The organism is Allobosea sp. Leaf344, assembly GCF_001426225.1.
In the GTDB taxonomy this organism is placed as follows: domain Bacteria; phylum Pseudomonadota; class Alphaproteobacteria; order Rhizobiales; family Beijerinckiaceae; genus Allobosea.
Genome location: NZ_LMRT01000013.1, coordinates 112003 through 130978 on the forward strand (window position 1 = coordinate 112003; position 18976 = coordinate 130978).

Annotated in this window: 24 protein-coding genes; 15 read left to right on the forward strand and 9 right to left on the reverse strand. The window is 68.9% G+C overall.

Features of this window, described 5'->3' with window-relative positions:
* The first annotated feature begins 150 nt into the window (after nucleotides 1-150).
* Both ASG72_RS09160 and ASG72_RS09165 read left to right on the forward strand, forming a co-directional pair.
* Nucleotides 151-1125, forward strand: a complete 975-nt coding sequence (locus ASG72_RS09160; protein ID WP_056711352.1) for a tripartite tricarboxylate transporter substrate binding protein — start codon at nucleotides 151-153, stop codon at nucleotides 1123-1125.
* Nucleotides 1126-1237: 112 nt separating this feature from the next.
* Nucleotides 1238-1954, forward strand: a complete 717-nt coding sequence (locus ASG72_RS09165; protein ID WP_056711353.1) for a ribonuclease activity regulator RraA — start codon at nucleotides 1238-1240, stop codon at nucleotides 1952-1954.
* A gap of 3 nt (nucleotides 1955-1957) precedes the next feature.
* Here the strand turns inward: ASG72_RS09165 and ASG72_RS09170 are convergent, their stop codons facing one another.
* Complete coding sequence (locus ASG72_RS09170) at nucleotides 1958-2275, reverse strand: metalloregulator ArsR/SmtB family transcription factor (RefSeq protein WP_056711356.1); 318 nt, start codon at nucleotides 2273-2275, stop codon at nucleotides 1958-1960.
* A gap of 66 nt (nucleotides 2276-2341) precedes the next feature.
* Between ASG72_RS09170 and ASG72_RS09175 the strand changes: the two genes are divergently transcribed.
* From ASG72_RS09175 to ASG72_RS09195, 5 genes are all read left to right on the forward strand, one after another.
* On the forward strand, nucleotides 2342-2563 hold the full coding sequence (locus ASG72_RS09175) for a DUF2892 domain-containing protein (protein ID WP_056711358.1): 222 nt from the start codon (nucleotides 2342-2344) through the stop codon (nucleotides 2561-2563).
* Nucleotides 2564-2566: 3 nt separating this feature from the next.
* Nucleotides 2567-2992: a YeeE/YedE family protein gene (locus ASG72_RS09180; protein WP_056711359.1), complete on the forward strand. Its 426-nt coding sequence runs from the start codon at nucleotides 2567-2569 to the stop codon at nucleotides 2990-2992.
* Nucleotides 2993-2999: 7 nt separating this feature from the next.
* Nucleotides 3000-3452, forward strand: a complete 453-nt coding sequence (locus ASG72_RS09185; protein ID WP_056711361.1) for a DUF6691 family protein — start codon at nucleotides 3000-3002, stop codon at nucleotides 3450-3452.
* Nucleotides 3453-3465: 13 nt separating this feature from the next.
* Nucleotides 3466-4359: an MBL fold metallo-hydrolase gene (locus ASG72_RS09190; protein WP_082540228.1), complete on the forward strand. Its 894-nt coding sequence runs from the start codon at nucleotides 3466-3468 to the stop codon at nucleotides 4357-4359.
* 82 nt (nucleotides 4360-4441) lie between these two features.
* A complete protein-coding gene (locus ASG72_RS09195; protein ID WP_056711363.1) occupies nucleotides 4442-5233 on the forward strand; it encodes a sulfite exporter TauE/SafE family protein in 792 nt (263 codons plus the stop codon).
* 7 nt (nucleotides 5234-5240) lie between these two features.
* Here ASG72_RS09195 and ASG72_RS09200 read toward each other — a convergent pair whose 3' ends face one another.
* Nucleotides 5241-6143: an MBL fold metallo-hydrolase gene (locus ASG72_RS09200; RefSeq protein WP_056711365.1), complete on the reverse strand. Its 903-nt coding sequence runs from the start codon at nucleotides 6141-6143 to the stop codon at nucleotides 5241-5243.
* A 157-nt stretch (nucleotides 6144-6300) separates the two neighbouring features.
* On the reverse strand, nucleotides 6301-6741 hold the full coding sequence (locus tag ASG72_RS09205) for a MucR family transcriptional regulator (RefSeq protein ID WP_056711367.1): 441 nt from the start codon (nucleotides 6739-6741) through the stop codon (nucleotides 6301-6303).
* Between the two features lie 569 nt (nucleotides 6742-7310).
* On the opposite strand from ASG72_RS09205, the gene ASG72_RS09210 reads away from it, so the two are divergent.
* From ASG72_RS09210 to ASG72_RS09220, 3 genes are read left to right on the forward strand one after another with little or no spacing between them, the layout of a single operon-like run.
* Nucleotides 7311-7715 carry a DUF4112 domain-containing protein gene (locus ASG72_RS09210; protein WP_056711370.1) on the forward strand — a complete coding sequence of 135 codons (405 nt, stop codon included), beginning with the start codon at nucleotides 7311-7313 and terminating at the stop codon, nucleotides 7713-7715.
* 3 nt (nucleotides 7716-7718) lie between these two features.
* On the forward strand, nucleotides 7719-8030 hold the full coding sequence (locus tag ASG72_RS09215) for a hypothetical protein (RefSeq protein ID WP_056711373.1): 312 nt from the start codon (nucleotides 7719-7721) through the stop codon (nucleotides 8028-8030).
* 40 nt (nucleotides 8031-8070) lie between these two features.
* Nucleotides 8071-8538: a TerB family tellurite resistance protein gene (locus ASG72_RS09220; protein WP_056711375.1), complete on the forward strand. Its 468-nt coding sequence runs from the start codon at nucleotides 8071-8073 to the stop codon at nucleotides 8536-8538.
* On the opposite strand, the gene ASG72_RS09225 is transcribed toward ASG72_RS09220, so the two are convergent.
* Nucleotides 8528-8986, reverse strand: coding sequence for a host attachment protein (locus tag ASG72_RS09225; RefSeq protein ID WP_082540231.1), 459 nt, complete (start codon nucleotides 8984-8986; stop codon nucleotides 8528-8530). The genes ASG72_RS09220 and ASG72_RS09225 overlap by 11 nt on opposite strands.
* 364 nt (nucleotides 8987-9350) lie before the next feature.
* Between ASG72_RS09225 and ASG72_RS09230 the strand changes: the two genes are divergently transcribed.
* The gene (locus ASG72_RS09230; protein WP_056712519.1) at nucleotides 9351-9575 is read left to right on the forward strand and encodes a hypothetical protein; all 225 of its coding nucleotides are present in this window, start codon (nucleotides 9351-9353) and stop codon (nucleotides 9573-9575) included.
* Nucleotides 9562-10866 (forward strand): serine hydrolase domain-containing protein, encoded by a 1305-nt coding sequence (locus ASG72_RS09235; RefSeq protein WP_056711379.1) that lies wholly within the window; start codon nucleotides 9562-9564, stop codon nucleotides 10864-10866. Before ASG72_RS09230 ends, ASG72_RS09235 begins: the two co-directional genes overlap by 14 nt.
* Before the next feature lie 9 nt (nucleotides 10867-10875).
* On the opposite strand, the gene ASG72_RS09240 is transcribed toward ASG72_RS09235, so the two are convergent.
* Complete coding sequence (locus tag ASG72_RS09240; protein WP_056711380.1) at nucleotides 10876-11097, reverse strand: hypothetical protein; 222 nt, start codon at nucleotides 11095-11097, stop codon at nucleotides 10876-10878.
* 127 nt (nucleotides 11098-11224) lie between these two features.
* On the opposite strand from ASG72_RS09240, the gene ASG72_RS09245 reads away from it, so the two are divergent.
* Nucleotides 11225-11428: a hypothetical protein gene (locus ASG72_RS09245; RefSeq protein ID WP_056711381.1), complete on the forward strand. Its 204-nt coding sequence runs from the start codon at nucleotides 11225-11227 to the stop codon at nucleotides 11426-11428.
* Between the two features lie 22 nt (nucleotides 11429-11450).
* On the opposite strand, the gene ASG72_RS09250 is transcribed toward ASG72_RS09245, so the two are convergent.
* Nucleotides 11451-12614, reverse strand: coding sequence for a hypothetical protein (locus ASG72_RS09250; RefSeq protein WP_244488755.1), 1164 nt, complete (start codon nucleotides 12612-12614; stop codon nucleotides 11451-11453).
* 132 nt (nucleotides 12615-12746) lie between these two features.
* Nucleotides 12747-13520, reverse strand: a complete 774-nt coding sequence (locus ASG72_RS09255) for an exodeoxyribonuclease III (RefSeq protein ID WP_056712522.1) — start codon at nucleotides 13518-13520, stop codon at nucleotides 12747-12749.
* A 190-nt stretch (nucleotides 13521-13710) separates the two neighbouring features.
* On the opposite strand from ASG72_RS09255, the gene ASG72_RS09260 reads away from it, so the two are divergent.
* Nucleotides 13711-14373 (forward strand): DUF2161 family putative PD-(D/E)XK-type phosphodiesterase, encoded by a 663-nt coding sequence (locus ASG72_RS09260; protein WP_056712525.1) that lies wholly within the window; start codon nucleotides 13711-13713, stop codon nucleotides 14371-14373.
* 97 nt (nucleotides 14374-14470) lie between these two features.
* Nucleotides 14471-17104 (forward strand): PAS domain-containing protein, encoded by a 2634-nt coding sequence (locus ASG72_RS09265; RefSeq protein ID WP_056711382.1) that lies wholly within the window; start codon nucleotides 14471-14473, stop codon nucleotides 17102-17104.
* Between the two features lie 24 nt (nucleotides 17105-17128).
* On the opposite strand, the gene ASG72_RS09270 is transcribed toward ASG72_RS09265, so the two are convergent.
* Both ASG72_RS09270 and ASG72_RS09275 read right to left on the reverse strand, forming a co-directional pair.
* A complete protein-coding gene (locus tag ASG72_RS09270; protein ID WP_056711384.1) occupies nucleotides 17129-18133 on the reverse strand; it encodes an AI-2E family transporter in 1005 nt (334 codons plus the stop codon).
* Nucleotides 18134-18216: 83 nt separating this feature from the next.
* Complete coding sequence (locus tag ASG72_RS09275; protein WP_056711386.1) at nucleotides 18217-18918, reverse strand: cyclic nucleotide-binding domain-containing protein; 702 nt, start codon at nucleotides 18916-18918, stop codon at nucleotides 18217-18219.
* Nucleotides 18919-18976 lie beyond the last annotated feature (58 nt).

Genomic DNA, 18976 nt, shown 5'->3' on the forward strand with positions numbered 1-18976 from the left:
GCCCGGTCCCCAGAGACCACACCCTCGCTTCGACATCAAGACTGAAATTTCAGATACCAAATCGCGAGGAGCATGCTATGTCTGCCGCCAAGGCTCGGTTCAAGGGCCGTGGTGCGGCCGGACGGCCGGGGAAACGCAGAGGACCAGATCATGATCACGCTCAACAGGCGGGCCCTGCTCGCCAGCGCCGCCTGCCTGATGGCCGCTCCCGCTCTGGCCCAGGCGGATTATCCCGGCAGCAAGGTCGTCACCATCGTCGTGCCCTTCGCCGCGGGCGGGACCACCGATCTCTTGGGGCGCATCCTGGCGGAGCGGCTCGGCGCCCGGCTGAAGGGGCGCTTCATCGTCGAGAACCGGCCCGGCGCGGGCGGCAATACCGGTGTCGCCGCGGTGGCGCGCTCCACCCCCGACGGCACGACGCTCGCCATGGGCACGGTCTCCACCCATGCGATCAACCCCGGCGTCTACGCGAAGATGCCCTTCGACCACATCAAGGATTTCGCGCCGATCTCGCAGGTGGCGAGCGTGCCGAACATCCTGATGGTCAACAACGACCTGCCGGCCAAGACGGTGCCGGAGCTGATCGCGCTGCTGAAGGCGAACCCGGGCAAATACTCCTTCGGCTCGTCGGGCGCCGGCACCTCGACCCATATGGCGGCCGAATTGTTCAAGGTCTCGACCGGCACCGACATGGTCCATGTCCCCTATCGCTCCAGCGGGCAGGTCACGCAGGATCTGCTGACCGGCCAGATCCAGGTCTCCTTCGACAACATCACCATCGCCTGGCCGCATGTCGAAGCCGGCAAGCTGCGCGCGCTCGCCACCGCGACGCCGGAACGGCTGAGCATCGCCAAAGACCTGCCGGCCCTGGCGGAGTTCATCCCCGGCTATGCCGCGACCTCCTGGCACGGATTCTTCGCGCCGGCGGCGACGCCGAAGGAGATCGTCGCCAGGCTCTCCAGCGAGGTGCAGGCGATCATGCAGGAGCCGGCGGTGATCGAGCAGCTGAAGAAGCTCGGCGTCGATCCGGTCGGCTCGTCGCAGGAGGCCTTCGCCGCGCATATCGCCGCCGAGACCAAGCGCTGGGCCGATGTCGCGCAGAAGGCGAATGTGAAGATCGAGTGAGCGGAGCCGCCATCGCGAGAGGCGAGACCGACGCGGCCGGCCCCTGCGACCGGCTTCGTCGCGCCGCGCCGAACCACCCCTGCCGCAAGCTGCCCGAAGGACCGAGACTGCGATGACCCATACCTTGACCGACGACAATCGCCGCAAGCTCCGGCGCGTCTCGACCGCGACGCTGACCACCGCGCTGTTCAAGCGCGGCTTCCGCAATGTCTTCATCCAGGATGTGCGGCCGCTGAGCCCGCTCGCCGAATCGATGGTCGGCGAGGCCTTCACCCTGCGCTACATCCCGGCCCGCGAGGATCTCGACCATCTCGGCGCCTTCGAGGGGACGGGCCATCCGCAGCGCCGCGCGATCGAGGATTGTCCGCCCGGCCATGTCATGGTCATCGACAGCCGCAAGGATGCGCGCGCCGCATCGGCGGGCGGGATTCTGGTGTCGCGGCTGAAGCAGCGCGGGGTGGCGGGGATCGTCAGCGATGGCGGCTTCCGCGACAGCCCCGAGATCGCTGCCATGGAATTCCCGGCCTTCCACAACCGCCCGAGCGCGCCGACCAATCTGATCCGGCACCATGCTCTCGACATCAATGCGCCGATCGCCTGCGGCGACGTCGCCGTCTATCCCGGCGACATCATGGTCGGCGACAGCGAGGGTGTCTGCGTGGTGCCGGCTCATCTGGCCAATGAGGTGGCCGAGGAGGCCTATGAGCAGACGGCCTATGAGGATTTCGTGGCCGAGCGCGTCAGGGCCGGGCAGGGGATTTTCGGCCTCTACCCCGCCAATGCCGAGACAAAGGCGGCGTTTCAGGCCTGGCGTCCGAGCTGGCGCTGAGCCTTATTCCCGCCCGCCGCTCTGCGGGCCGCAATAGAGCCGGTGCAGCGTCTCCAGGATTTCGCGCACCGCGCCGCTGGCCAGGCGATAATGGATCGTCTGGCCGTCGCGCCGTGTCGCGACAAGGTCGAGCGCGCGCAGGCGCTGGAGATGCTGCGACAGGGCGCTGGGACTGAGCGCCACCAGCCCGGCGAGCTCGCCCGCGCTTCGCTCCCCCTCGACCAGGCTGCACAGCACCGACAGGCGCCTGGGATTCGCCATTTCCGCCAGCAAAGCCGAAGCTTCGCGAATGTTCTCGTTCATTTCACTGAGCGTGCTCATTGGGCTTGACATATCGTTATTTCCGAATGTAATAAACTACATCAATTCCAGCCGGAGGGAAATCCCATGGCCAATCTCGGTTCCGTCGATCGCACCATCCGCTTCGTCGCCGGGCTTCTGCTGTTCGTGGCGCCGTTCCTGCCCTGGACGGCGGGGCTCTTCACCAATTTTGGAGCCTTCGTCTACGCCCTGCCGGTCGTCGGGCTGGTGCTGATCGCCACCGCCATCTTCCGCTTCTGCCCGGCCTATGCGCTGTTCGGCATCCGCACCTGCGAGATCGGGCGCTGAGCCATGGCGACCGAATTCACCCCCATCGCCTCGCTGATCGGCGGCGGCCTGATCGGGCTGTCGGCGGTGATGCTGATGGCGCTGGAGGGGCGGATCGCCGGCATAGCGGGGATCCTGTCGCGCCTGCTGCCGCCGCATCGCGACGGGGCCTTCGCGGGGCGGCTCGCCTTGGTCGCCGGCCTGGTGATGGCGCCGCTGCTCTATGCGGCGGTGGCCGGCGGGCTGCCGGCGCAGCGCATCGAGGCCAGCGGCATCGTGCTCGTCGCGGCGGGGCTGCTCGTCGGCTTCGGCTCGGTCTGGGGCAATGGCTGCACCTCCGGCCACGGCATTTGCGGCCTGTCGCGCCTGTCGCCGCGCTCCCTGGTGGCGACGCTCGTCTTCATGGCCACCGCGATCGTCACGGTCTTCGTGACGCGCCATCTCTGGTGAGGCCGCCATGTCGATCCTCCTGCAATTCCTGACCGGCCTGGTGTTCGGCACCGGACTGCTCGTCGCCGGCATGGCCGACCCCGCCAAGGTGCTGAACTTCCTGGATCTGGGCGCGATCCCGGCCGGAACCTGGGATCCGAGCCTGGCGTTCGTCATGATCGGCGGCATCGCCGTGACCTGGCTCGGCTATGGGATCGTGCTGAAGCGGGCCCGGCCGGTCTTCGGCCGCCGCTTCGACCTGCCGACGGCGACGGCGATCGACCGGCGGATCCTGGTCGGACCGGCGATCTTCGGCATCGGCTGGGGCCTGGCCGGCCTGTGCCCCGGCCCGGCGCTGACGGCGCTGGGCTTCGGCAGCCTGGCTTCCCTGATCTTCACCGCGGCGATGCTGGCCGGAATGTTCGCCGCGAAAATTCTGGGTGAGCCGACGCGCCGCGTCGCAGCGCCCGAAGCGCTCTGAAAAGGAGATCCCGATGAGCATGATCCCGCACGCGGTCGATCTGTCGGTCAAGCCGGAGGTCGAGGCGTTCTTCGAGAAGCAGACCAATACGGTCAGCTATGTCGTTCGCGATCCCGGCTCGAAGGCCTGCGCGGTCGTCGATTGCGTCCTGGACATCGATTATGCGGCCGGCCGCCTGTCCCATGCATCGGCCGACGCGATCATCGCCTATATCCAGTCGCATGATCTCGCGCTGGAATGGCTGATCGAGACGCATGTCCATGCCGACCACCTCTCGGCCGCGCCCTATATCCAGAGCAAGCTCGGCGGCCGGATCGGCATCGGCGAGAACATCACCATCGTGCAGGAGACCTTCGGCAAGGTCTTCAACGAGGGCACGGAATTCCAGCGGGACGGCAGCCAGTTCGACCGGCTGTTCAAGGATGGCGACAGCTACAGCATCGGCGGGATGACGGCCTTCGCCATGCATACGCCCGGGCATACACCGGCCTGCATGACGCATGTCATCGGCGACGCCGCCTTCGTCGGCGACACGCTGTTCATGCCCGATGGCGGCTCGGCCCGCGCCGATTTCCCGGGCGGGGACGCGCGCACGCTCTACCGCTCGATCAAGCGCGTTCTCGCTCTGCCGCCGGAAACCCGCCTGTTCATGTGCCATGATTACGGGCCGAACGGGCGCGACATCAAATGGGAGACGACGGTCGCCGAGCAGCGCGCTCATAATATCCATGTCCGGGACGGCATCGGCGAAGATGATTTCGTGACGATGCGCGAAGCCCGCGACGCGACGCTCGACATGCCGAAGCTGATCATTCCCTCGCTTCAGGTGAACATGAAGGCGGGCGCGTTGCCGGAGCCGGACGAGAGCGGCAAGCGGTTCCTCAAGGTGCCGCTGGACACGCTCTGACGGCCCTCCGAGCTCCGGCGCGAAGCTGAACCATCGGGATGGATCGGGCTCGGTACTTCACGGCGGCAGGGGTGGGGACGGCATGAACGCGACGGATCTCGCATCGCTCGGCTCCGGCTCGCTCGTCGGTTTCGTGCTCGGGCTGATCGGCGGCGGCGGTTCCATCCTGGCGGTGCCGCTGCTGGTCTATGTCGTCGGCGTCGCCCAGCCGCATATCGCGATCGGCACCAGTGCCGTCGCCGTCTCGCTCAGCGCCTTCGCCAATCTGATCGGCCATGCGCGGGCCGGCCATGTGCGCTGGCCCTGCGCGCTGGTCTTCTCCGCCGCGGGGATGGCCGGCGCCGCCCTCGGCTCGGCTCTCGGCAAGCGTTTCGACGGGCAGATGCTGCTGCTCCTGTTCGGGGTGCTGATGCTGGCGATCGCGCTGGCGATGCTGCTGCGCAAAGCTGGGGGCCCCGAAAGCTTCCAGCCGCTGAGCCGCGCCACGGCCGGCCGCCTGCTGCCGCGACTGATCGCGATGGGCGGTGCGGTGGGCGCGCTTTCGGGGTTTTTCGGGATCGGCGGCGGCTTCCTGATCGTACCCGGGCTGATGGGCGCGGCGCGCCTGCCGATGATCATGGCCGTCGGCTCGTCCCTCGTCGCCGTCACCGCCTTCGGAGCGACCACCGCTGCCTCCTATGCCCTGTCGGGGCTGGTGGATTGGCGGATCGCGGCGCTGTTCGTCGGCGGCGGTCTGGCCGGAGGCGTGGCCGGGACGGTCCTGGCAAAAAGGCTGGCCGCCCGGAAAGCGCTGCTGACGCAGGTCTTCGCGGGGATCGTCGCGCTGGTCGGCGCCTATGTCGTGGCCCGCGGCGCGTGGAGCCTGTGGGGCTGAGCCGCGCTCAGCCGGCGGCGACGAAGCGATAGGCGGTGCCGTCGCGCTCGACCCGGCCCAGCGCGCCGGGCAGGTGATAGCCGATGATCGCAGCCTTCTCCGCCGCCGCGCGCGCCAGGACACGCTGGCGCGCCGCCACCGCCAGATCGGCGTCGTGATCGGAAGCCGGGCGCCATTGCGGCTTGGCGAAGGAAATCACCGGGTGGGTCAGGGCATCGCCCAGCACGAAGAGCGGGCCATCGCCACCCTTCATCTCGAAGGAGACATGGCCCGGCGTATGGCCGGCGCTGTCGAAGGCCGCGATTCCCGGCGCCCATTCCGTACCGGCGCCGGCGGTTTCCAGCCTGTCGCCGAGCTCTTTGAGGATGCGCTGTGCGCCGGCGGCGAAGGCGTGCCGGTCCTCGGGCAGGCGCTGATAGACGCCGGGATCGGTCCAGAAGGCGACCTCGCGCCGATCCGCGATCCATTTCGCGTTCGGAAAGAGCGGCGTATCGAAATCATCGAGCGCACCCCAGAGATGGTCGGGGTGGAGATGGGTGAACAGCACATGCGTCACGCTCTCCGGCTTGATGCCGGCCTGGTCGAGGCTGGCGGCGAGCTTGCCGGTGCCCGGCAGGAAATTGGCGCCGGAGCCGCAATCGATCATCACCGTCGCATCGCCCTGCCGGATGCAGGTGACGTTGAGCACGGATTGGATAGGCGCGCCGGAGCCCGTGGCGCCCTGGATATCGGCGAGGCTGGCGTCGCGGGCGGCCATCGACAGCGGCATCTCGAAAGCGCCGTCGCTGAGCACCGCGACCGAGCGGCCGGCGAGGCTGGCCTCGGCGACGATCTGCGAGGCGGCCGGCCGCAGAGAGCCCGACAGGGCGGCGGCTGCGCTCGCGAGCAGGATCGACCGACGGCTCAGCATGGCGATACTCCAGATATTGTCTTATCCGAATATATCGAGCCGAGACGCCAGGCAAGGCGTTTGCGGGCCGGGGCGATTTCGAGCGCACGGCATGGGGCCGGACAGGCCGGCGCGACCGCGCCGGCGCCCGTCAGTATCAGCCAGGGTCAGGCTTCGCTCAGGCCTTGGCCTTGGCGCGGCGGCTGGCCTTGACGGTCTCGCCGGCCTTGCGGCCGAGGCCCATCGACTTGGCCAGGGCCGAACGGCGTTCCGCATAGGCGGGCGCGACCATGGGATAGTCGGAGGGCAGGTTCCACTTGGCGCGGTATTGCTCGGGGCTGAGATCGTATTTTGTGTTCAGGTGCCGCTTCAGCGACTTGAACTTCAAGCCATCCTCGAGACAGATCAAATATTCCGGCGTGATCGACTTCTTCAGCGGAACCGCGGGAACGGGCGCCGCGGCAGGCGGCTCCTCCGGTTCGCCACCCAGCTTGCCGAGAGCGGCATGGGTGCTCTGGATCAGTTCGACCAGATCGCTGCGCGTCACGTTGTTATGGGAAACATAGGCAGCCACGATCATGGCAGACAGGCCGAGAAGCTCTTCTTTGTTGTCAGACATTTTGGCTTTCCAGAGTAGCTTATATGGATGCTTGCAGAAAAATCATGATCCGGCGATACGGGATCATGCTTAACCCCCGTTGCCTGCGTCTCGCAAGTCTATTTGCTGTATTGGCAACAAATATTTGTGACTATCGCTCGCAGTTGAGTTTGTCCGATTCGGACGAATCACGCGGGGTGGGACCCTGTCACATCTGAGCGCGACGCCGCGATTTCGTGCGACATCGCGTCCCCGTCGCGGTGCGGCCGCCCCGAATGCGGAGGCGCGACCGGAATCGACATGCGGCCCCGCGCTCAATCTCAGCGGCGTCATCCGGCTCTTCTGTCCAAGCGCTGCCGCTACGGGATCTGCGGTGGTGTCGCAGCCCGTCAGAAATTTTTTGTACTGAATGGAACAACTACAGAGCGGGGACTCGTGAAATTAGTTCGGCGCGACTCTTGAACTCTGGCGCAGGGCCCACGATCTCTCGTGGTGTAACCGGGTCCGGGCCCCTCTGATAGTCTCTGACGAGACTATGATGTCGGACTCTTCCACTGCGAGCGCCATGCGCTTTGACCATGGGAGTGTCGATGTCCATGATTTATGCCACTCATCCCACCATCGAGTCCCGTGCCGACGCCCTGCGTCGGCTGGATGGGCTGGCGCGTCTTCTCGACAGCGCCGTGCGCGTTCCGGGGACCAGCATCCGCGTCGGTCTCGACCCGCTGATGAACCTGGTGCCCGGCGTCGGCACGCTCGTCGCCAAAGGCCTTTCGGCCTATCTCATCATGGAGGCGCGCCGCCACGGGCTGCCGCCGGCGACGATCGCCCGGATGATCGGGCGGGTCGGTCTCGATTTCGTGCTCAGCGTCATCCCGGTGGTGGGCTGGTTCGGCGACGTCTTCTACAAGTCGAACACGCGCAACATGGCGGAGCTGCGCCGCCACCTCTCCGGCCCCGCCGGAGAGGTGGTCCCGCCGCGCTACCGGGGCTGAGCCATGGGCAGGCTCGTCTGGGGTATCGCCGGGCTCGGCCTCCTGGCCTGGACCCTGCTGGCATGGCTCGGCCATGCCGTGATCGAATGGGGGAGCGGCCTGGCCGCGAGCGGCGCGATCGCGCTCCCCGTCACCGGGGAGGCGGCGGATTGGCTGAGCTGGTCGGCGCTCCTCCTCGGCAATGTCAGCGAAGTCGTGGTGATCATCGTCTGGGCGCTCGGCGCCGCGCTGATCCTCGCGGTCGCCGCCGTCGCGAAGCGCCTGCTGGTCCGGCGCGCCGCTCCACCCGTCCCCTCGAGATCGGGAGTGAACTGAGATGCCGTTCTCGCGTCCGCAGATGAGAGACGACCTTCAGATGGACCTCGATCAATGGCTGCAGGAAGAGGCCGAGCAGCTGGTCGAGACCGTGGCCGCCGCCTGCTCGCTGATGGCTCATGCCGATGGGGTGGTGCGCCAGGCGGAGCATGACAGCATGGCCGGCGCGGTCGCCCATTTCGAGGAGCTGCGCGGCCCCTGGCGCCACGCCCTTCAGGCCGAATTCGCCCGCGCCATGGCGCGGTTCGAGATCGACCACGCATCCGGCGAGCGCGCGGCGCTGGAGACGGTGATGCGCCTGCGCGGCAACGAAAAATCGTCGCGCGCGCTGCTCAGGCTGTGCCGCGCGATCGCCGAGGCGGACGGCCATTACGGCGTCGAGGAGCAGGCCGCGCTGGTGGCGATCTGCCGGCGGCTCGGGCATGATCCGGTGGCGGCGGGGGTGTTCCCGTCGCATGCGGCGCTCGGCGAGGCGCCGCCGGCCGGGGCGCCCGGGCTCAGTCCGTGAAATAGCGCTCGATATCGTCGATCGAGAGTTTCGTCAGATCCTTGCCGACCTCGACCGCGACCGTGTCGCGCAGCGGGGCCGGCAGGAGGCTGCGCAGCGCGCCGATCACCCGGGGCGGCGCGGCGAGGACGAGGCGGGCGCCGCGCGTCTGGCCGGACACCGCATGCTCCACCCTGCGGCAGACCTCGCCCAGGAACGCCGTCTCGGCGGCTTCATGGTAATCGCTCGCCTCGACCGCGCTCCTCGCGGCGCCGGTCGACGCGAAGACGCGTCCCGGGCGCTCGCTGCCGAGCTCGCGGGTCGGCGGGACCTGGTGCTGCAAGGTCTCCACCATCTGCAGCTTGGGTCGCTCCATCGTACCGGCATTGCGCATGATCAGCGCCTTGCCGCCATCGCAGACGATCAGCAGGCTGAGATGGGGCAATGTCGCTCTTTGGCTGGTCGACATGGTGTTTCGCCCTCGATTGTGGCGGCGCAGCCGGTCGAGCCGACCTGCACCCGGATCCCCGGAGCTTCTCAGGATCGCCGGCGCGGGCATTGACACAACGCAAGCCGCGCTAACGCCGCCATAGGGCCGATCAAACCTTTGACCCGCCGATCGGCCAAAGAGGGCGCCGGCCCGCCCGGCCTCGCGACCGGTCGCGGAACAGGCCGGAGAGGGCTCGGTTTCACTCCAAGGGGGCAAATCCAATCGCGGGTCCCATCATGAGCCGACCTCTCGTCATCATCGCCGCTCTCGCCCGGCAGGTGGCCAAAATCGGCGGCACGCGAGGCTGATCGGCGAACCGTTTCAACAGCAAGGGAGACCGATGATGGCGAATGCCAGCAGGAAGCATATGGGTGTCGGCGGGCAGGGCAAGGGCGACGGCTCGGGGGCGATGAGCACCCGCCCCGACGACATGCCCGCCAACATGGTGCTGTCCAACCGCGACAAGGCCCAGCACAATGGCGAGCGCGGGCAGGACACGAAATGGAATCAGGTCGAGCAGCAATTCGACAGCCAGTCCAACCAGCGCTCGCCCCGTGGCGAGGACTGAGGACGCGCCGGCCAGATCCGAGCGGCGGCGCGGCGCGGCCCGTGCCGCCGGCTCCAGCGCGACGACGCCGGACCACGCCGTGAACGCCCGGCCGATCGATCTGCGCATTCCCGGAGGTGCGATCCGGGGCCAGGTCGCGCCCGGTTTCGAGCGGGTGGCGGAGGCGTTCCGCGAGAATTTTCTGAGGCTGGGCGAAGTGGGGGCGGCGCTGTGCGTCGTGCTGCGCGGCCAGCCCGTGGTCGATCTCTGGGGCGGCGTGGCCGACCAGGCCGCAGGTCGCGCCTGGGACCGGGACACGCCGGCGCCGCTGTTCTCGACCGGGAAGGGCGCCATCGCCATCGCCTGCGCCGTGGCGGTCTCGCGCGGGCATTTCGCCTATGACGATCGGGTGGCGCAGCACTGGCCGGGATTCGCCGCCCATGGCAAGGGCGACATCACCATCCGGCAGATCCTCGATCACAGCGCCGGGCTGCCGCGGTTCGGCCGGGCGGTCGGGCCTGAGACGCTCGACGATGCCGAGCGCATGAGCGAGGTGATCGAGGCGATGGTCCCGGCCTGGGAGCCGGGGACGGCCTGGGGCTATCACCTCGCGACCTTCGGCCCGCTCCTGTCGCAGATCATCACCCGCACCGATCCTCGGCGGCGCCATTTCGCTGATTTCTTCGACGAGGAGATCGCCCGCCCGCTCGGTCTCGACCTGCAGTTCGGGCTAAGTTTCCGCAGGCGGCCGGAGCTCGCGCGGCTGTCCTGGCCGGGAGCGCTGCAACTGGCCGATGCGCTGACGCATGCGCCCTTCGGCTTCCAGTGGCAGGTGCTCAATCCGCTGTCGTCGCTGCGCCGGGCTTTTCGCGAGATCCGGCTGCCGCTGGACGAGCGGGCCTGGCTCGCCCATGACATGCCGTCGGGGAACGCGCTCGGCACGGCGCGCTCGGTGGCCAGGCTCTATGATTGCCTGCTACAGGGCGGTGGGGCGTTGTCCTTACGTCCGGACGTGGTCTGCGCGCTGTCGGCCCCGCCGCAGCCGCCGCGGGACGGCATTCGCGACCAGGTGGTGAATGTCGATAATCTTTGGCATCTCGGCTTCATCAGGCCGAGCGAGGATTTCGCCTTCAGGCCGTCGCTCTCGGCCTTCGGCATGCCGGGCCTCGGCGGCTCCTTCGGCTTCTGCGACAAGGCGAGCGGCATCGCCTATGCCTATGTCCCCAACCGCGTCGGGCTGCTGCCCTTCGACGACAGGCGCGAGCGCAGGCTGCGGGCCGCGCTGGATGCGTGCCTGCAAGGGGAGGGCTGAGCGGCGGGCTCAGCCGGTGCCGGGCTCGACATCGGCGGCGTCGTCGGAGGCCGGCATGGCTCCCGAGCCGGGCGTCGCCGCATCATTGGTGAGCTCCGGCGCCGCATGCGGCCCGGCGGGAGGCGTATCGCCCTCAGGCACGGGGGCTGGAGGCTGCGGCTTGCGGCCTTCGATCTCGTCGCTCGCGCGCTGGAAGGCGCCGGGTTTCCCCGCATCCCTGGGTTCGGCCATGGTCGCTCCGGATGTTCGGCGGCGTGCTCCGCCGCCTCGGTTGAACGGCCCGGCTTCCCTGCAGTTCCGTGGAACGAATGCGGGACTGCCGCGTCAATCCCGACAGGCGATCGGAGGAAGACCAGAGATGTCCGCGACATTGACCGAGCAGATCACGGTGGATGCCGATTGGCTGGCCTGGCGCTATCGCGAAGCGGGCGTCGGGGACGCGCATATCGCCGCGCTGATCGCGCATTGGCGGATGATCGACTTTGCCCGACCGGCGGAACGGCCGGAAAGGCGCAGCGAAGCGAGGCGGACCAGGCGGGAGCCGCTGCCGCGCGCCGCCTGACAGCGGGCGCGCGACGCGGGGGTCAATGGCCTCTGTTCAAGCCGTGCGGCCTCTGCGGGTCGTGGCTATGGGTCGAGGTGTCGCTGATCCCGGCCGGTTCGCCCTCGATGCCGTAGAGCGAGATGTGCAGGCCCCAATACCCTGCTGCGAAGAGGAAGAGCGCCGCCGCCAGAGCGGGAGGCATGCCGGCGAAGCGGGCGATCCCGGGAAGACGGTTCGGTGCGCGCTCCGCGCTGCGGGTGACGAAACCCTTGCAGGGATCCGCGGCGACCAGGAACAGCGCCGCCATGATCAGGGCGTGGCCGACGAGGTCGATGCGGCCGAAGGGATAGACGGCCGTGAAGAAGATCACGAGCAGCGCGATGGCCGACAGGCGGCGCACCAGCGGCGACCAGAGCAGGCCGAAGCCGAGCGTGAATTCGGCGACACCCGCCATGGGGATGAAGACGTCGCGCGGCATGCCGAAGGTCAGGAACGGCCTCTCTTCGACCAGCGGGTAGAACCAGTCGGGATAGGCGAATTTCTCGAGGCTCGACCACATCAGCGCGACCGCCACCCCGATGCGCAGGATCTGGAAGCGGCGGGCGCGCCACTCCGGAGTCTCGACCGAAGCGAGAACGAGATAGCCCGCGACGCCGAGACCGAGCGCGAGATAGTCCAGCAGGTGGAAGATGTCGTAGTCGCGCAGCGCGATCACCCACAGGCCGATGATCCCGGCCGCGGCGAAGGGCATGGTGCGGCGCGAGAAGATGCAGGCGGCGATCAGGAGCTGGGCCCAGGAGATCAGCTCGGAATCGGTCTTCAGATCCGGCGTGAGATAGACGCCGCCGACGGCGAAGATGGCGACGAAGAAGGCGGCGGTGGCGGCGCGCATGAAATCGTCGTTGCGCAGCCAGAGCGGCCGGGAGACACGGTCGAGCCCGGCCAGCGCCGCCTTGCCGAGCGCGCCGCGTTCGACCGCGATGGTCGCCAGGAAGAAGACAGTGACCAGCGCGATCCCGGTCCAGAACCAGGCGTTGCCGAGGGTCGCTGCGACCGGCTGCGGCGCGGCGCCGACGATATAGGGCGCGAACCATTTGACATGCGCCTGCGCCGGCAGGCTGGCGAGGCAGCCGGCGAGGCCGGCCATCGCCGCGGCGATGCGCGGCACGGTGTTGCGGGGTGTGGGGCAGTCCTGGATCGTCATGGCGTCTGTCTCTGAAGTCGCGATACGGGGGTGATGCGACGCAGGGGATAGCCGAGCCGCCGATCGGCCGACATTCCGAGATGCCCCTAAGGGGTATTGCGCATGTCGCAGCGGCAGTCGCGGCCGGAGCCTTCAGCGCGCGATCTCGATCCAGGCGGGGGCGTGGTCGCTGGCGCCGGGCTCGCCGCGCACCTCCCGGTCGACCCCGGCGGCCAGGAGACGCTCGGCCAGCGAGGGGCTCAGCAGCAGGTGATCGAGCCGCAGGCCGGCATCGCGTTCCCAGCGCTGGCGCATGTAATGCCAGAAGGTGAAATGCGGCGTGTCCGGGTGGAGATGGCGCAGCGCATCGAGCCAGCCCTGGTCCAGAAGCCTTGCGAAGGCGGCACGCGCCTGCGGCTGGACCAGCGCATCCCTGTCCCAGGAGCGCGTCGGGTAGATGTCGAATGGGGTCGGCACGACATTATAGTCGCCGGCGAGGACGCAGGGCACCTCGGCCGCGATCAGCCCCGCCGCATGGCGCGCCAGCCGCTTCAGCCAGGCGAGCTTATAGGTGAATTTCGGGCCGGGCTGCGGGTTGCCGTTCGGCGCGTAGATCGAGCCGACCAGGATGCCCGAGACCGCCGCCTCGACATAGCGGGCCTGGTCGTCCTTGGCGTCCCCGGGCAGGCGCGTCCGGGTCAGCACGGGCTCGGCGCCGCGGGCCAGGATGGCGACGCCGTTCCAGCTCTTCTGGCCGACCCAGACCGCGCCATAGCCCGCCTGTTCCAGCGCCTGCCGGGGAAAATCCGCCTGCGTCGCCTTCAGCTCCTGCAGGCAGACGATGTCCGGGCGGGTCGCGTCCAGCCAGGCCAGAAGATTGGCCAGCCGCTTGTTGACATTGTTGATGTTGAAAGTCGCCAGCCGCAGCGGCGCACTCCCGGCCCGGCTCATCGGCGCCCCGCCCTCCGCGGCGCGGCGCGACAATTGTCCCGGTCTTCGTCTGAGCCATCGCTCTCCATGGCAGCGACAACGCCCTGCCGGCCGGGCCGTTCCGGCCGAAGGCTTCGTCAGCCGGCCCCGGCTGGCCTAGACTGTGCCGGTCGATTCGGAGCCCTGCTTGGAAACCTCGCTCTATCTGCCCGTGAAACGCTTCCTCGAGGGGCTGGGCTATGTCGTGAAGGGCGAGGTCGGCCATTGCGACCTGGTGGCGCTGCGGGATGGCGAGCCGGAATTCGTCGTCGTCGGCGAGCTGAAGCTGGCGTTCAATCTCGAGCTCCTGCTGCAGGGCGTCGACCGGATGGCCATGGCCGACGAGGTCTGGCTGGCGGCGCAGCTCTCGGCGAAGGGCAAGGGGCGCGAGAGCGATGCGCGCTATCGCAACCTGTGCCGGCGGCTCGGGCTCGGGCTGCTCGGGGTGTCGAGCACCGGCCATGTCGACGTGCTGGTCTCGCCGACGGCGCCGCAGCCGCGCAAGGATCCGCGCCGCCGTTCCCGGCTGGTGCTGGAACACAAGCGCCGGCAGGGCGACCCCGCAGCGGGCGGTGGCAGCCGCCGGCCGATCATGACCGCCTATCGACAGCGGGCGCTGGCCTGCGCCGCGGCGCTGGCGGCCGGGCCCCGGCGTCCGCGCGATCTCACGCCGTTCTGCACGGATGCGCCGGCGATCCTGCAGCGCAACGTCTATGGCTGGTTCACGCGGGCCGAGCGCGGAATCTACGCCCTGACCGAGCTCGGCCACGCCGCGCTGGCCACCTGGCCGCAGCCGCGCGACGGGACATGACCGGCCCGATCGGCGACAGGCAAAAAATAATTCCTGACCTATGTGGAACCCTGCCAGGGGGTCGGCGTTGATTAGCCCGGCATCGCATGAGGTTCGCGTGGGCAATCGCATCCTAATCCTGGAAGACGAATTGCTCGTTGCCCTCGATCTCGAATACCTGATGGAAGACCATATCGCCGGCGCCCAGCCGGTGCTCGCCGCCTCGGTGGCGCAGGCGCGGCAGGCTTTGGCGCAGGGGGTCGACGTCGCGATCCTCGATGTCGACGTGATGGACGGGAAGTCCTTTCCGCTGGCCTATGAGCTGCGCCGCCTCGGCATCCCCTTCGTCTTCGTCTCCGCGGCCTACATCGCCGACATCCCCGCCGATCTGCGCGAGGTGCCGTTCCTGCGCAAGCCGGTGCAGGTTCAGCAGCTGGTCGACTTCGTCGCCGCCGCCCTGGCGAATGGGCAGCCGGGAGTGACCGCTCCGCCCGCGCTCCCGTCGCCGCCCTGGTCCGAGGCCGAGCGGCTGGCGGCCTTGCGCAGCTACGACATTCTCGACACCGAGCGGGAGGGGTTCTTCGACGAGCTGACCGAGATCGCGGCGCTGATCTGCAAGGCGCCGATCGCGGTGGTCAACCTGATCGAGGATACGCGGCAGTTCTTCAAGGCCGAGATCGGCCTGGGCGTGCGCGAGACCCCGGTCGACGTCTCGATCTGCGCCCATGCGATCCTGCAGCGCGAGCTCTTCGTCGTCCCGGACACGACGCTGGATCCGCGCTTCGCCTCCAACCCGCTGGTCACCGGCGAGCCCCGTCTGCGCTTCTATGCCGGGGCGCTGCTCGAGACCCCGGAGGGGCTGCCGATCGGCACGGTCTGCGTCCTCGACTACCAGCCCCGGCCGGACGGGCTGAGCCGCGAGCAGGCGCTGACCCTGCTCGGCCTGGCGCGGGCGGTGATGGCGAAGCTGGAATCGCGCAAGATCGCGGCGAGCCTGCGCCGTCGCGAAGAGGAGCTGGCCCGGCTGCAGGAGATCGCCGGCATCGGCGGAACCGAGGTGGATCTGCGCACCGGCTTCACCAATGACCGGTCGCCGCAATATCTGAAGATCCACGGCCTGCCGCCCAGCGCCCGCCGGGAGACGCATGAGGATTGGGTGGCGCGGCTGCATCCCGAGGATCGCGAGCGCGTCGAGACCCTGTTCCGGGATGCGGTGAGATCCGGCGCGCGCTCCTATCTCGCGGAATACCGGATCATCCGGCCGAGCGACGGCCAGATCCGCTGGATCAGCGCCCGCGCCGAGATCGAGCATGACGGGCAGGGCGTTCCGATCAGGCTGGTCGCGGCGCATCAGGACATCACCGAGCGCAAGCGGGCCGAAGAGGCGGTCCATGAATCCGAGCGTCGCCTCCGGGCCGTGCTCGACACGATGCCGCAGATCGTCTGGACGACGCGGCCGGACGGGCATCACGATTATTTCAACCGGCGCTGGTTCGAGTTCACCGGCCGCACCAGCGAGCAGAGCGAGGGCGCGGGCTGGAACCCGGTGCTGCATCCGGAGGATCGGCAGAAGGCCTGGGACGCCTGGTCGAAGGCGCTGGCGACCGGCGACCCCTATGAGGTCGAATACCGGTTCCGCAGCCGCGACGGCGCCTATCGCTGGTTCATCGGCCGCGCCGTGGCGCTGCGAGACGCCGATGGCAAGGTCGAACGCTGGTTCGGCACCTGCACCGACGTGCATGAGCTGAAGCTGGCGGAGAAGCGGCTCAACAGCAACGAGGAGCGCCTGCGCCTGGCGCTCGAGGCCGGCAAGGTCGGCACCTGGGTCTGGCTGCTGCGCGAAGGCATCGCCCATGCCGACGAGCAGACGGCGGCGATGTATGGGATCGATGCCGAGATCGCCGGCAACGGCGCGCCTTTCGGCCTGTTGCTGCCCGCGGTGCATCCGGAGGACCGGCCCAAGCTGAAGGCGATGATGACGCAGGCGGCGGCCCATGGCGGGGAGCACGAGGTCGAGCACCGGGTGATGACAGGGCAGGGCGAGGTGCGCTGGATCGTCAGCCGCGGCCGCTGCGAGCTCGATGCGCAGGGCCGCCCCTCGCGCTTTCCCGGCGCCTCGGTCGACATCACCGATCTCAAGCGCGTCGAGGAAGCGCGCGAGCTGATCAGCCGGGAATTGTCGCACCGCATCCAGAACCTGTTCTCGCTGGTCAACGGGCTGATCTCGCTCTCGGCGCGGGCCCGGCCGGAAGCCGCCGATTTCGCCACGGATCTGAAGCTGCGCCTGGAGACGCTGGCGCGCGCGAATGATTATGTCCGCCCGCAGATGCAGGGGGCGCGGCAGCAGCAGACGCTGCACGGGCTCATCCGCCTGCTGCTGACCCCCTATGCCAGCGATTCCGGCGAACGCCTGGCGCTGAGCGGCGAGGATGTCGAGATCGGCAGCGGCAGCGCGACGGCCCTGGCGCTCGTCCTGCACGAGCAGGCCACCAATGCGGTGAAATACGGGGCGCTCTCCATCGAAGGCGGGCGGCTGGAACTGGCGACGCGGATCGACGGGGATTGGCTGGTCCTGGTCTGGCGGGAGCGGGACGGGCCGCCGGTGGCCGGGGCGCCGAGCCGGCAGGGTTTCGGCACGGTTCTGGCCGCGCGCAGCATGGCGGGCCAGCTCGGCGGCGCGATGACCCATGACTGGCGCAGCGGAGGCCTGCAGCTGACGCTGCGCGCGCCGGTGGAGCGGCTGCGGCACTGAGCGGCGGATGCGCGGCGGGCGCGCTCAGGCGGGGCGCTCGTCGCGCTCCAGATAATGCCTGAGATAGCTGTGCTCGAGCAGCGTCATGGCCGCCGCCGTGATCGGCGTCGCCAGAGCGAGCCCGAGCAGGCCGAACAGTGCGCCGAAGAGCAGCTGCACCGCGATCACCAGCGCCGGCGGCAGCGCCACTTTCTCCTGCTGGATGATCGGCGTGACCAGATAGCTCTCCAGCGCCTGCACGCCCAGATAGATCGCCAGCACGACGAGCAGGGTGTCGGTGCCGTCCGGCAGGGCCAGCAGGAGCGCGGGCAGCAGCGCCAGGACGGGGCCGATATTGGGGATGAAGGCGAGCAGCCCGGCCAGCAGGCCCAGCGCGAAGGCGAGCGGCACGCCGGCGAACCAGAGGGCGAGCGCGGTCAGGACGCCGACCACCGACATCGAGATCAGCTGCGCAGACAGCCAATTGCCGAGCGCGCCGCCGGCCTCCCGCAACGCCTGGTCGGCCTGCGCCCGCAGAGGCGGTGCGAGCAGGCGGATCACCCCGCGCCGGTAGACCGCCGGATCCAGCGCGCCATAGAGCCCGATGAACAGGATGACGACGACATTGCCCAGCGCGCCGAAGGTCGAGGAGACCGCGGTCATCGCGGCCGCGCCGCCGCCGCTGCTGGCGAGCTGCTCCGGGGATAGACGGTGCAGCATCTGCGCGCCCCAATAGGATTCCCCCACCTCCTCGCGGAATTTGCGGAAGGCCTCGGGCAGCCGGCGGCCGAGTTCGTCGACCTGTTCGCCGATGGCCGGGGCGATGGCGATGCCGAAGGCGACGAAGCCTATCAGGATGCAGAGCAGGAAGAGCCCGACGCCGGCCCCGTCCGAGAGGCTCAGCCGCTTGCCGATCCAATGCCCGCCGCTTCGCAGGAAGACCGCCAGGAGAATGCCCGCGAAGACGATCAGCACGGCCTCCGGAGCCAGCAGCAGCAGCAAGGCCAGCGCCGTCAGCAGCACCAGCCGGGATGTCGCGCGTGCCGTCATCTGTCTCCCTCGGCCCGCCGAGCGGGGCGTTCGGGAGCGTCAACGCCGGGCGCGCGATTTCGTTGCCGAAGGGGGCCGCCGGCTCAGACGGGGACCGTGTCGTCGATGGTGGGGGAGGGGCAGGCGAGGCGGCTCAGGGCGGCGCGGTCGCTGATCGTCACCGCCGGCCCCGCCACAGTGACGCCATAGGGGATCAGCGCCGCGATGGAGCGCGACAGCACCTCCGGCGCCATGCCGAGGCGCGAGGCCAGGATCTTCTTGTCGAAGGGCAGCGCGAAACGGCCCGTCGCGCCGGTCTCGTTGTCATGCGCCAGCAGCCAGTTGGCCAGCCGCTCCAGGCTGGAGCGCAGCTTCTGGTTCTTCAGCTCCCGCACCACCCCGCGATAGGCACCGGCCAGCTCCAGCGCCAGCGCGCGCGCGAAGGCGGCGTCCTCCGCGAAACAGCGGCGGACCGCCTCGGCCGGGATCAGCAGCACGCGGGAGGGCAGCAGCGCCCGCGCCGATTTCAGGTAGATCCTGTCCAGGATCACGGCCGCGACGATGAAACTGTGTCCCGGTCCGATCACCGAGATCGTCGTCTCGCGATCGCGATAGGCGGAATACATCTCGATCTGCCCATCGACGATGACATGCAGGAAATCCGCGGGATCGCCTTCGCGCGCCAGCTCCACATGGGCGGGGAAGCGCTGCAGGAAGGAGGCGCGCAGCATCGCCTCGACATGGGCGGGGTCCACCCCTGAGAACAGCGGCAGGCCCCGCATCTCGGCGATGTCTTCCTTGCGCATGATCCCGTCCCCTTCCCGTTCAGGCTAGGGGATCGATGCAAGCCGCGACTTGATATGC